7 protein-coding genes are annotated in these 12728 nt (G+C 68.7%); 2 read left to right on the top strand and 5 right to left on the bottom strand.

What is annotated here, in order from left to right; translation table 11 throughout:
- Nucleotides 1-79: 79 nt before the first annotated feature.
- Nucleotides 80-628 (top strand): heme utilization cystosolic carrier protein HutX, encoded by a 549-nt coding sequence (gene hutX / locus ABAZ39_RS28665; RefSeq protein ID WP_051658679.1) that lies wholly within the window; start codon nucleotides 80-82, stop codon nucleotides 626-628.
- 106 nt (nucleotides 629-734) lie between these two features.
- The gene (locus ABAZ39_RS28670) at nucleotides 735-3050 is read left to right on the top strand and encodes a TonB-dependent hemoglobin/transferrin/lactoferrin family receptor (protein WP_040137641.1); all 2316 of its coding nucleotides are present in this window, start codon (nucleotides 735-737) and stop codon (nucleotides 3048-3050) included.
- A gap of 49 nt (nucleotides 3051-3099) precedes the next feature.
- Here the strand turns inward: ABAZ39_RS28670 and ABAZ39_RS28675 are convergent, their stop codons facing one another.
- The 5 genes from ABAZ39_RS28675 to ABAZ39_RS28695 all read right to left on the bottom strand — a co-directional run bounded on the left by ABAZ39_RS28675 (nucleotide 3100) and on the right by ABAZ39_RS28695 (nucleotide 12595).
- On the bottom strand, nucleotides 3100-4221 hold the full coding sequence (locus ABAZ39_RS28675; RefSeq protein WP_040137642.1) for an ABC transporter permease: 1122 nt from the start codon (nucleotides 4219-4221) through the stop codon (nucleotides 3100-3102).
- A 3-nt stretch (nucleotides 4222-4224) separates the two neighbouring features.
- Nucleotides 4225-6975 carry a ribosome-associated ATPase/putative transporter RbbA gene (gene rbbA / locus ABAZ39_RS28680; protein WP_040137643.1) on the bottom strand — a complete coding sequence of 917 codons (2751 nt, stop codon included), beginning with the start codon at nucleotides 6973-6975 and terminating at the stop codon, nucleotides 4225-4227.
- Complete coding sequence (locus ABAZ39_RS28685) at nucleotides 6972-8042, bottom strand: HlyD family secretion protein (RefSeq protein WP_081863400.1); 1071 nt, start codon at nucleotides 8040-8042, stop codon at nucleotides 6972-6974. Before ABAZ39_RS28685 ends, rbbA begins: the two co-directional genes overlap by 4 nt.
- Nucleotides 8043-8171: 129 nt before the next feature.
- On the bottom strand, nucleotides 8172-11423 hold the full coding sequence (locus ABAZ39_RS28690) for an efflux RND transporter permease subunit (protein ID WP_081863401.1): 3252 nt from the start codon (nucleotides 11421-11423) through the stop codon (nucleotides 8172-8174).
- Between the two features lie 14 nt (nucleotides 11424-11437).
- Nucleotides 11438-12595 (bottom strand): efflux RND transporter periplasmic adaptor subunit, encoded by a 1158-nt coding sequence (locus tag ABAZ39_RS28695; RefSeq protein ID WP_247881778.1) that lies wholly within the window; start codon nucleotides 12593-12595, stop codon nucleotides 11438-11440.
- Nucleotides 12596-12728 lie beyond the last annotated feature (133 nt).

Genomic DNA, 12728 nt, shown 5'->3' on the forward strand with positions numbered 1-12728 from the left:
AAGCGAAGCGCCGTTGAGTAAATTTGCGAATGCGAACTATTCTCAATTTTGTTTGCAACCGACGCTCCGGACTGCTTCCATGCCGCACAGCACCCCCACCGCCCCGCCCCCCGACACGCTCGCCGCCCTGCGCGAACGCCTCGCCGCCGCGCCGAACGGCGTGCTGGAGGCAGTCGCAGCGGAGAGCAATGTCAGCCTGCTCACCGTCACCGAATGCCTGCCGGACGGCTTGCGCGCCTTCGCGTCGGGGGAAACGGCCGAGGCGGCGATGCTGGACATGGCCGACTGGGGCACGGTCACCGTGCTGGTGCACAGCGCCGACCTCGTTCTGGAGTGCAAGGGGCCGCTGCCGCGCGGGCAGTTCGGGCGCGGCTTCTACAACCTCGCCGGCGGCAGCCCGATCGGCGGCCACATCCGGCTGGACCGCTGCCGCACCGTCGGCTTCGTCCGCCGGCCCTTCATGGGCAGCGCCGACAGCGCCTCCGTCGTCTTCTTCAACGGCGACGGGGAGGCGATGTTCAAGGTCTTCGTTGGCCGCGACGACGCCCGCCAGCTTCTACCCGATCAGGTGGAGCGGTTCGAAGCGCTGAAGGCCCGCCTGTGCGGGGCGCCGGGCCAGACCGCCTGAGTCAGCCCCGGCAGCGGAGCAGCTTCAGCCCATCAATTGCGAATAAGACGCAATCTCATTTCTACAAAAACAACACGCCAGAAAAACCTCGTGCAGAGAGACAGAGATGATCGTGCCACCCGTGTCCCACCCCCCTGCCCTCCCACCGTCCCGCTCCCGTCTGCGCGCGGCGCTGTGGCTGTCGGCCTCCGCCCTGACGCTGCTGGCCCCTGCCGCCCAGGCGCAGCAGAATCAGCAGGCCACCACCCAGACCGCGCAGGCGACCACCCCGCCGCCCCCGACCATCCTCGACGCGGTGACGGTCTATGGCGAGCGCGGCCTGCGCAGCGTGGGCGAGAACACGGGCACGGTGTCGGTCATCCCCGATTACGAGCTTGAGAAGCGCGGCGTCCACCGCCTCCAGGACCTGCCGCGCTACGAGCCCGGCGTGACGGTCAGCAACTCCCCGTCCCGCGCCGGGGCCGGCGGCTTCACCATCCGCGGCATCAGCAACAACCGCATCCTGATGCAGGTCGACGGCACGCGGCTTCCGGAATCGCCGGCCTCCGCCGCGCCGTCCGCCGGCTACAACCGCGACGTGGTCGATCTGGACTCGGTCAAGCAGGTGGAGATCGTGCGCGGGCCGGCCTCGGCGCTCTACGGGTCGGACGCGCTGGGCGGCGTGGTGACCTATGTGACCAAGGACCCGGCCGACTATCTGCGGCCCGGCCGCGACAGCTTCGTGTCGCTGAAGACGACCTACGACAGCGTCGATTCCAGCCTGTCGGAGACCGGCACGGGGGTGCTGCGCTCCGGCAACTTCTCCCTGCTCGGCATCTACACGCGCCGCGACGGGGAGGAGTACAAGTCCAAGGACAAGGCCTACCGCAACCCGCAGGACTATGAGGGCAACAACGGCCTCGCCAAGCTGGTCTGGGACCACGGGCCGGACAAGGTGACGCTGACCGGCGAGTATTTCCACCGCAGCACCGACACGACGCTGCGCAACGACGTCGGCGGCAGCGCCAGCTACATCTTCTCCATGGTGCCGATGCGGATGACCCGCGGCGCCTTCACCGGCTCCACGGCCGACGATACGGCGACCCGCTGGCGGGTCAGCCTGGAGCACGCGCACGACGCGCCCATCGGCTTCATCGACCACATCGACTGGCGCCTCTACGGCACCCAGTTCGACCGCGAGGAGAAGCGCACCCGCAACGCCCGCGTCGCCAGCTCCACCAGTCCGCTGTTCGCCGCCGGCACCGCCCTGCGGGAATCCACCAGCAACGAATCCAAGCAGACGATCGTCGGCGCCGCCGTCAACCTGCGCTCCGACACCCAACTCTTCGGGCTGCGCAACAGCATCTCCTACGGTTTCGGCGTTGATTCCATCCGCACCGAGCGCATGCGCGACGTGACGCTGACCAACCTCGCGACCGGGGCCACCGCGAAGAGCTACAACGGCGACACCTACCCCAGCCGCACCTTCCCCAACACCGACACGCTGATGGCCTCGGCCTATGTGCAGGACGAGATCACCATCGACCGGCTTCGGTTGGTGCCGGCGCTTCGGCTCGACTATTACCAGATGGACCCGGACAAGGACGCCGCCTACTTCGCCGCCCGTCCCTCCACCCAGCCGGAGAAGCTGGACAAGCTGGCCCTGTCGCCGAAGTTCGGCGCGACCTACGACCTGACCAAGGAATACGCGCTGTTCGGCCAGTACGCGCACGGTTTCCGCGCGCCGCCCTACGACGACGCCAACCTCGGCTTCTCCAACCCGACCTACGGCTACGAGGTGCTGCCCAACGCCGACCTCAAGCCGGAGAGCAGCGACGGCGTCGAGGCCGGCCTGCGCGGCAAGTTCAGCGACGGGTCGAGCTTCCAAGTCTCCAGCTTCTACAACCGCTACAGCGACTTCATCCTGCAAAGGGCAGTCGGCACCGGCGCCGGCGGCATCCTGCGCTATCAGGCGCAGAACGTCTCGAAGGTCGAGATCTTCGGCGCCGAGGGCAAGGGCGAGTGGCGGTTCCGGCCGGGCTGGGCGCTGTTCGGCGCGGCGGCCTTTGCCCGCGGCTTCGACATCGACGCCGGCACCGCCATCGACGAGGTGGCGCCCTTCACCGTCAACGCCGGCCTGTCCTACACCGCGCCGGACGATTTCTGGGGCGCGCAGGTCGCCGCCACCCACGTGATGGCGAAGAAGGCCGATGACGTGAGCAACCCGACCTACCTGAAGGCTCCGGCCTACACCACGGTGGACTTGGCCGCCTACGTCAACCCGACGGAGAACATCAGCCTGGGCACCTCGGTCAACAACCTGTTCAACCAGGGCTACTACAACTACGTCAACGTCGTCGGCGTCAGCGAGACCTCGCCCGACCGCCGCCGCTATCTGGAGGCCGGCCGTTCCTTCCTGGTGCACGCCACGCTGAAATGGTGACGGCCCGATCTTGACCTTGGCGAGCCGCTCCGGGATCGGCCGGCGCGGCTCACGACATCTGGCTGATGGCCTTGCGGAAGCGCGCCAGCGACAGGCTGAACAGGACCGCGCCGATCCCGATCAGCGCCAGAAATTGCGGCCAGACCACGTCGAGGCCGGCGCCGCGGTACAGGATGGCCTGGGCCAGCATGACGAAGTGGGTCGTCGGCGCGGCGAGCATCACATCCTGGACGAGGGCGGGCATGCTCTCCCGCGACGTCATGCCTCCCGACAGCATCTGCAACGGCACCATCACCAGGATCAGCAGCATGCCGAACTGCGGCATGCTGCGGGCCACCGTCCCCAGGAAGATGCCCATCGACGTGGTGGCGAACAGGTGCAGGGCGGCGCCGACGAGGAACAGGGCGACGGACCCGCCGATGGGAACCGCCAGCAGCCCCTGGACGACGAAGACCAGGGAAAAGGCGCAGGCGACGAGCACGACCAGCGCCATCGACCAGATCTTGCCGACCATGATCTCGACGGGCGTGACCGGCATCACCAGCAGATGCTCGATGGTGCCATGCTCGCGCTCCCGGATCAGGGCGGCGCCGGTCAGGATGATCGACAGCATCGTGACTTGGTTGATGACCTCGATCACCGATCCGAACCAGCCCTTGTTCAGCTCGGGATTGAAGCGGACCCGCAGGGCGAGGTCGACCGGGAGGGTTTGCTCCCCGCGGTAACGCTGCACGAAGGCGCCGACCTCCCCGCTCACGATCTGCTGGATGTAGGCGCTCCCGGAAAAGGCCTGGGTCATCCGGGTGGCATCGACGTTGAGCTGGATCGCCGGCTGGCGCCCGGCGAGGACGTCGCGCTGGAAGTTGGGCGGAATGTCGAGCGCGAAGGTGTCGAGCCCGGCGTCCATGCGGGCGTCCATCTCGGCGGGCGTGATCAGGACCGGCGGCAGGAAATATGGCGGGTAGAAGGCGCCGACGATGCGGGCCGACAGGGGCGAGCGGTCCTCGTCGACGATGGCGATCGCCGCCTTGTTCAGCGTCTCCGGGATGGCGGTGGCCGCCGTGTAGATCGCCAGCGTGAAGGAGTAGACGATGAGGGCCAGAAGCATCGGGTCGCGGGCGAGGCTGCGCAGTTCCTTGATGCCGAGGTTCAGGACGTTGGACGCCTGCATCGCTCAGGTCTCCTGCTTCTTCAGCAACAGCACGCTCACCCCGATCAGGACCGGCACGGCGATCAGCAGCGCGGCGAAGGCGGCGTGCAGATCCCCGAAGCCCAGGGCTTTGGAGAAGACGCCCCGCGACATGGTCAGGAAATGGGTGGTCGGGTAGACCTCTCCGATGAGGGCCGCGGCACCCCCCAGGGAGGAGACCGGATCGATCATGCCGGAATACTGGGTCGCCGGTATCAGCGTCGCGACGGTGGTGCCGAAGACGGCGGCGATCTGGCTGCGCATGAAGCTGGACATCAGCAGCCCCATGGCGGTCGCCGCGACGGTGTAGAGCACGGCGCCGGTGGTCAGGGCCAGCAGGTTTCCGGTCAACGGCACGCCGAAGGCGGTGACCGCCAGCGCCACCATCAGAAGGAAATTGAGCATGGCCAGCCCGACATAGGGCAGTTGCTTGCCGACCAGGAACTCCAGCTTGGTGACCGGCGTGACGTAGAGGTTGATGATCGAGCCGAGTTCTTTCTCCCGCACGACGCTGAGCGCGGCCAGCATCGCCGGGATCAGCAGCAGCAGGATCGGGATGACCGCCGGCACGATGGCCTTCAGGCTCTCGACGTCCGGGTTGTAGCGGAAGCGGGTTTCGATGGTGGCGAGGCCGGGCGTCTGGCTCCGCGAGGCCAGCCACTGGCTGTGCATGCCCTGCACGTAGCCGCTGACCGTCTCGGCGCGCGCCGGCATGGAACCATCGATCCACGCCCCGATCTGGACCGGACGCCCGCGGGCGACGTCGCGCCCGAAGCCCGGCGGGATTTCCAGCGCCAAGGAGAGATCCCCCGCCCGCATGCGCCGGTCGAGATCCTCGTAGTCGATGATCGGCGCCTGTTCGACGAAGTAGCGGGAGCCTGCGAGATTGAGCGTGTAGTCGCGGCTCACCGTCGTCTGGTCCCGGTCCAAGACCGCGAAGGACAGGTCCTCGACGTCCATGTTGATGCCGTAGCCCATGATGACCATCAGCAGGAGGCTGCCGACCAGGGCGAGCGTCGCCCGGATGGGATCGCGCCGCAACTCCAGCGCCTCCAGACGCGAGTAGCTGAGCATGCGCCGCGGGTTGAAGAACCGGCCTTCCGCGCGTTCGCCGGAAGGGGCGGCGGCCGGCGGGACCTGTCGGCGACCGTCGGGCGCCGCCGCCGCGTCGCTTTCCCGGCGCTCCGCCACGGCCTCCTCCAGATAACCGATGAAGGCCTCCTCCAGCGTCGCAGCGCCGCGCTTGGCGACGAGCGCCGCCGGCGTGTCGCTGACCAGCACGCGGCCGGTGTGCATCAGCGAGACGCGGTCGCAGCGTTCGGCCTCGTTCATGAAATGCGTCGAGATGAAGATCGTCACCCCGTCCCGGCGCGCCAGCCCGATCATGATCTCCCAGAACGCGTCGCGCGCGATGGGATCGACGCCCGACGTCGGCTCGTCCAGGATCAGCATGGCGGGCTCGTGGACCATCGCGACGGCGAGGGACAGGCGCTGGCGCTGGCCGAGGGGCAGGCGGTCCGGCAACGCCTCCATCGCGTCGGCGAGGCCGAAGCGCTCCGCCACCGCCGCGACCCGGTGGGGAAGGACGTCCTCGGGCACCTGGAACAGGCGGGCGTGCAGTTCCAGGTTCTGCCGGATCGTCAGCTCCGAATAGAGCGAGAAGGACTGGGACATGTAGCCGACGCGCCGCCGGGTCTCGATGTTGCCGGCGTCCACCGGCTGCCCGAACAGCCGGGCCTCGCCCTCGCTCGGCTGGAGCAGGCCGGTCAGCATCTTCATCGTCGTCGTCTTGCCGCAGCCGTTGGAGCCGAGGAAGCCGAAGATCTCGCCGCGCGGTATGCGGAAGCTGACATGGTCGACCGCCACGAAACCGCCGAAGCGCATGGTCAGGCCCTTCGCCTCGATGGCGATGTCGCTTGCGTCCCCCGTGCGCGGCACGATCGCGACGGCCTTGTGGCCGCGGCGCTTCTCCTCGGGCATCAGCGCGACGAAGGCCTCCTCCAGCGTCGCGGTCCCGGTGCGGTCGAGCAGGTCCCGCGGGCTGCCGGTGGCCAGCACGCGCCCCTCGTCCATGGCGACGAGCCAGTCGAAGCGCGCCGCCTCCTCCATGTAGGCGGTGGCCACCACCACGCTCATGCCGGGCCGGTCCGCCCTTATGCGGTCGATCAGCTCCCAGAACTGCCGGCGGGAGAGCGGGTCCACGCCGGTGGTCGGCTCGTCGAGGATCAGCAGGTCCGGATCGTGGATGAGCGCGCAGCACAGGCCGAGCTTCTGCTTCATGCCGCCGGACAGCTTGCCGGCGGGCCGGTCGAGGAACGGCGCCAGACCGGTGCTTTGCGTCAGGTCGGCGATGCGCCTCCATCGCTCGGCGCGGCCCTGGCCGAACAGCCGTCCGAAGAAGTCGAGATTCTCGGCGATCGACAGCGTCGGGTAGAGATTCTTGCCGAGGCCCTGCGGCATGTAGGCGATGCGGGGGCACACGGCGCGGCGGTGGCGTGCCCGGGCCATGCTGCCGCCCAGCACCTCGACCGTCCCCTCCTGCAGGGCGCGCGCGCCCGACATCAGCGACAGCAGGCTCGACTTGCCGACCCCGTCGGGACCGATCAGCCCTGAGACGCGCCCCGCCGGAACGTCCAGGCTGACCCCGTCGATGGCTCGGACCTTTCCGTACAGCAGACGAACGTCCCGCAGACGCGCAACGGGTGATGCGGCGGAGCGGTCGGCGCCGCCGCTCATGGCACGAGGTTTTGCAGGTTGGCCGGCCATTCGGTGTCCGGATCGATCCGCACATAGGCCACCCCCGGCAAGCCGGTCTTCACGTCACGGATGTATTTCTTGAGCAACGGAGGGGGGACCTGGGCCTTGATCCGGAACATCAGCTTCTGGCGTTCGCTGGCCGTCTCCACGGTCTTCGGAGTGAATTGGGCGACGTCGGCCACGAAGGTGGCCTTGGCGGGAATGACGTATTGCGGGAAGGCGTCGAGAGCGATGCGCACCTCCGTCCCGATCCTCACCCGCCCGGCGGCCTCCGTCGGCAGGAAGAAGGTCATGTAGACGTCGCTGAGATCGACCATGTTCAGCACCCGCCCGCCGGCGCCGAGCACCTCGCCCGGCTGCGCCACCCGGAACTGCACCCGGCCGTCGCGCGGCGAGCGGAGCGTGCTGTCCCGGATGTCGGCCTGGATGCGCTCGATGGTGGCCGCGGCGGCGTCGACCGCCGCTTTGGCGTTGACGACCTGGGCCTCGGCGGTGGCGATGGCGGCGTCGGCCGCGGCGACCTGCGCCTTGGCGGCGCTGACGGCGGCGTTCGCGCTTTCGAAGCGGGCGCGGTCGGTGTCGAGCACCTGCCGCGACGTCGTGCCCCGCGCCTCCAACTCCTCGGACCGGGCGAGCTGCTTCTGGGCGACGTCCCGCTCGGCCTCGCGCTGGGCCACCAGGGACAGCGCCGACTGCCGCTCGGCCTGGCGCTGGAGCACCTGATGGCGGGCGGTCTCGACGCCGATGACCGCCTGCTGCTTCTGCGCCTCGGCCTGCTTGGCCTGGGCCTGGAGCACGTCGGTGTCCATGCGGGCGAGCACCTGCCCGGCGGTGACGAAATCGCCCTCATCGACCAGGATGTCCTCGACCCGTCCGGCGGTTTTCGTGGCGATGTCGATCTCGACCGCCTCGATCCGGCCGTTGCCGCTGGCCAGACCGGCGGGCAGCCCCCTGGGTTGCAGGAACAGCCACACCCCGTAGAGGACCACGACGATGGACAGCGCGGCTGCGGCCCTGAGCAGCCACCGGCTTGGCTTCCTCATCATCCACCGATCCATTCCGCTTGCAGGCAACGCCTTCAAGGGGATCCAGCCTATCAGACCACCCGCGCAGCGCCACCGGCTTTTTCAGCCGAAGGTGGAAGGCGCTGCCTTTCGCCGCATCGGGATGTCCACTCAGTCTTCCTTGGCCGGAACGCCACGGATGTGCCCGGCATTTCCCCAATCGTCCGACGACGCTCCTCCGGCCGGGGCTCGGTCGGACGCCTCGGCGTTCGGGTTGGGATGCTGGTTGACGGCCAGCGGCCCGCTGAACAGGCCGCGGATCACCGTGTAGAACACCGGGGTGAAGATCAGCCCGAACAGCGTGACCCCCAGCATTCCCATGAACACCGCGGTGCCCAGCGACTGGCGCATCTCCGCCCCCGCGCCCTGCGCGATCATCAGCGGCACGACGCCCAGGATGAAGGCGAAGGACGTCATCAGGATCGGGCGGAGCCGGGTGCGCGCCGCCGCGACCGCCGCCTCGAATCGGTCCTTGCCCTCGAACAGCTCGTTCTGGCGGGCGAACTCGACGATGAGGATGGCGTTCTTGGCGGCCAGCCCGACCAGCACGACGAACCCCACCTGCGCCAGTATGTCCACCGCCAGCCCGCGCATCAGCAGGCCGGTCACCGAGGCCAGCAGGCACATCGGCACGATCAGGATGACCGACAGCGGCATCGCCCAGCTCTCGTACTGCGCCGCCAGCACCAGGAAGACGAAGACGACGGACAGCCCGAACACCAGCAGGCCGGTGTTGCCCGCCGCCTTCTCCTGGTAGGCCAGTTCGGTCCATTCGAAGCCGAAGCCGTCCGGCAGGGTGTCCGCCGCCGCCTTCTCCATCGCCGCCAGCGCGTAGCCGGTGGAGAAGCCGGGCAGCGTGTTCCCCTGCAGCTCCGCCGCCGGATAGAGGTTGTAGCGGGCGACGCGGTAGGGTCCGGTGATGTTCTGGAACTCCGCCACAGCACCGATCGGGACCATGTCGCCCTGCGCGTTGCGGGTCTTCAGGTTGGCGATGTCGCGCGGGGTCTGGCGGAACCGCCCGTCGGCCTGCGCGGTCACCCGGTAGGTGCGGCCCAGCAGATTGAACTCGTTGACGAAGGAGGAGCCGACATAGATCTGCAGCGCCTCGAACACCTGATCGGCGGTGACGCCCAGCATCTCCGCGCGCTGGCGGTCGATGTCGGCGAAGACCTTCGGCGTCTTGGTGTTGAACAGCGAGAACACGCCGACGAGGCCCGGGATGCGGTTCGCCGCGCCGGACAGCTCGTTCACCGCCTCCTCCAGCGCGGGCAGGCCGCGGCCCCGCTTGTCCTCGACCATCATCTTGAAGCCGCCGGAATTGCCGATGCCGCGCACCGGCGGCGGCGGGATGGTGATGATGAAGGCGTCCTCGATGGCGCCCAGCCGGGTCCTCAGGTCGCCCAGCACGGACTCCGCGGTCTGGCCCTTCGGGATGCGGTCCGCAAAGGGGGCGAGGGTGACGAAGATCGCCCCGGCGTTCGGCGCGTTGGTGAAGGTGGCGCCGTCGAAGCCGGCAAAGGGCACGGCGTGGATCACCCCCGGCGTCTTCAGCAGCGTGTCCACCGCGGTGCGCACCACCTCGTCCGTGCGGGCCAGCGACGAGCCGGGCGGCAACTGCACCACCGTGATGAGATAGCCCTGGTCCTGGTTCGGGATGAAGCCCGTCGGCGCCCGGCTGAACTGCCATCCCGTCAGGGCGAGCAGCACGCCGTAGACCGCCAGCACGATCACCGGCAGCCGCACCAGCCGCCCGGTCAGCCCGGCATAGCCGTTGGACAGCCGGTCGAAGCCCCGGTTGAAGCCGCCGAAGAAGGCGTTGACCGGGCGCATCAGCGGCGACGGCTTGGGCGGGTGCGCCTCGTGCGGCTTGAACAGCAGCGCGCACAGCGCCGGGCTGAGGGTCAGCGACACCAGACAGGAAATCACCGTGGCGGTCGCGATGGTCACCGCGAACTGGCGGAAGAACTGGCCGGAGATGCCGCTGACCAGGGCCGCCGGGATGAACACGGCGGTGAGCACCAGGGCGATGGCGATCAGCGCGCCGCCGACCTCGTTCATCGTCTCGTGCGCGGCGTCCTTGGGCTTCATGCCCTGGCGGATGAAGCGCTCCACATTCTCCACCACGACGATGGCGTCGTCCACGACGATGCCGATCGCCAGCACCAGCCCGAACAGCGACAGCGTGTTCAGCGAATAGCCCAGCGCCGCCAAGACCGTGAAGGTGCCGATCAGCGAGACCGGGATCGCGGCGATCGGCACGATGGAGGCGCGCCACGTCTGAAGGAACAGGATGACGACCACCACCACCAGCGCCACGGCCTCGAAGATCGTCTTGTAGACCTCCTCCACCGACTGCGCGATGAACTCCGTCGGGTTGTAGACCACGTCGTAGCGCATCCCGCTGGGGAAGCCCTTGGAGAGGTCCGCCATGGTCGCCAGGATGCGGTCGGCGGTTTCCAGCGCGTTGGAGCCCGGCCTCTGGAAGATGACCAGCGGCACCGCCTGCTGGCGGTCCAGATAGGCGTTGAGGTTGTAGTCCTGCGCCCCCAGCTCGACCCGCGCCACGTCGCGCAGGCGGGTGACCGCGGCCCCGTCGGTCTTGACAATGATGTTGCCGAACTCGCGCGGGTCGGTCAGGCGGCCCAGCGTCTCGACGTTGAGCTGGAAGGCGCCGGGGGCCGGCACCGGCGGCTGGTTGATGACGCCGCCCGACACCTGGACGTTCTGCGCCTGGATCGCCCGCACCACGTCGCCGGCGGTCAGACCGCGCGCCGCCACCCGGTCGGGGTCGAGCCAGACGCGCATGGCGTAGTCGCGGGCGCCGAACACCTGGATGTCGCCCACCCCGTCCAGGCGCGCCAGCACGTCCTTGATCTGCAGCAGCGCGTAGTTGGACATGTAGAGCTGGTCGCGCGTCCCATCCGGCGAGTTCAGATGGATCACCATCAGCATGTCGGGCGAGTTCTTGCGCACGGTCACGCCGATGCGCCGCACGTCCTCCGGCAGGCGGGGCTCGGCCACGGCAAGGCGGTTCTGCACCAGCACTTGCGCGGTGTCCAGGTCGGTGCCCAGCTTGAAGGTGATGGTGAGCTGGAGCCGTCCGTCGCTGGTCGCCTGCGAGGACATGTAGAGCATGTCCTCGACGCCGTTGACCTCCTGCTCGATGGGGGCGGACACGGTGTCGGCGACCACCTGCGCCGACGCGCCGGGGTAGGTCGCGTTGACCACGATGGTCGGCGGCGCGATCTCCGGATACTGCGCGACCGGCAGGGTCAGATAGGCGAAGATCCCGATGAGCGTGACGAAGATGGACAGGACCGCCGCGAAGATCGGCCGGTTGATGAAGAAGTGCGAAATGTTCATGGCGCCGGCTCCGCTCAACCGGCCGGCGGCTTGGGTGGCTCGATCCGTCCGTCCTGCGGCGTCACCTTGGCGCCCGGCCGGGCCCGGACGAGGCCGTTGATGATGACCTTGTCGGTCTCCTCCAGCCCGGAGCGCACGACGCGCAACCCGTCCTCGATGGGGCCGAGGCGCACCGGCTTCGGCACCACCGTCCCGTCGTTGCCGACCGTCAGGACGATCTTGTTGGCTTGATCGCTGACCACCGCCTGATCGGGGATCAGCGTGGCGGTGTAGCGGTCGGACCCCGGCAGGCGCAGCCGCCCGAACTGGCCGGGCGTCAGCAGCAGCGACGGGTTGGGAAAGACGGCGCGGGCGCGGATGGTGCCGGCGCCGGGGCTCACCTGATTGTCGATGAAGTTGAGCGTGCCCTTCAAGGGCCAGTTCTGCTCGTCGAACAGGCGGCCTTCGACCTCGATGCCGCCGTCGCGCTGCGACTTCAACGCACCGCGCGCCGCCGCCCGCTGATAGGCGAGGTAGTCGGCTTCGCTCATGTCGAAGATGAAGTAGATCGGGTCGAGCGAGACGATGGTGGTCAGCAGGGTCGTCGTGCTGGTGTCGCCGCCAACGATGAGGTTGCCGACGCTGACCTCGCGCCGGCTGATGCGGCCGGCGATCGGGGCGGTGATGCGGGTAAAGTTCAGGTTCAGCTCCGCCGTCCGCACGGCGGCCTTCGCCACCTCGACCCCGGCGGCGTCGACGCGGACCTGCTGCTGGCGCTCGTCGAACACGCTGGCCGCGACGTTGTCGCTGCGCCGCAGCTCCGACGCACGGGCGAGTTGGCGGTTCGACAAATCCAGCTTGGCTTCGGCCTGCTGCTGTTCCGCCCGCGCCGAGGCCAGCGCCGCCTCGAAGGGGCGCGGATCGATGACGAACAGCGGGTCGCCCTGCTTGACGAGCTGGCCGTCCTGGAAGGCGATGGAGTCGAGATAGCCGCTGACCCGCGCCCGGATCTCCACGAAGTCCACCGCCTGGAACTGGCCGGTGAACTCGTCCCACTCGACGATCTCCTTGCGCAGCGGCGGGCTGACCGTCACCGGCGGCGGGGCGTTCTGGGCGGTCTCGGCGGCGCGGGCGCCTTTGCCGGGCGGACTGGCCATCGACAGGACGGCGATCGCCGCGAGGGTGGCGAGCAACAGCGCCAATCCGGCCATCACCCGACGAACGGATGCAGCCCTTCCTGTCCCAATCGCCGTCATGACCACCTCCGTTCCCGTCTCCGGAGCAAGGATGGTTGCATGGATCACCAAAGTACCACAGGACGCGAAG

Origin of the sequence: Azospirillum argentinense, from assembly GCF_000632475.1 — a bacterium.
GTDB classification, from domain to species: Bacteria; Pseudomonadota; Alphaproteobacteria; order Azospirillales; family Azospirillaceae; genus Azospirillum; species Azospirillum baldaniorum.

Excerpts from the sequence above, each read along its gene's own strand:
- ABAZ39_RS28670 (WP_040137641.1), top strand. The coding sequence starts at position 735 with ATGATCGTGCCACCCGTGTCCCACCCCCCTGCCCTCCCACCGTCCCGC.
- rbbA (WP_040137643.1), bottom strand. The coding sequence starts at position 6,975 with ATGAGCGGCGGCGCCGACCGCTCCGCCGCATCACCCGTTGCGCGTCTG.
- ABAZ39_RS28685 (WP_081863400.1), bottom strand. The coding sequence starts at position 8,042 with ATGATGAGGAAGCCAAGCCGGTGGCTGCTCAGGGCCGCAGCCGCGCTG.
- hutX (WP_051658679.1), top strand. The coding sequence starts at position 80 with ATGCCGCACAGCACCCCCACCGCCCCGCCCCCCGACACGCTCGCCGCC.
- ABAZ39_RS28690 (WP_081863401.1), bottom strand. The coding sequence starts at position 11,423 with ATGAACATTTCGCACTTCTTCATCAACCGGCCGATCTTCGCGGCGGTC.
- ABAZ39_RS28675 (WP_040137642.1), bottom strand. The coding sequence starts at position 4,221 with ATGCAGGCGTCCAACGTCCTGAACCTCGGCATCAAGGAACTGCGCAGC.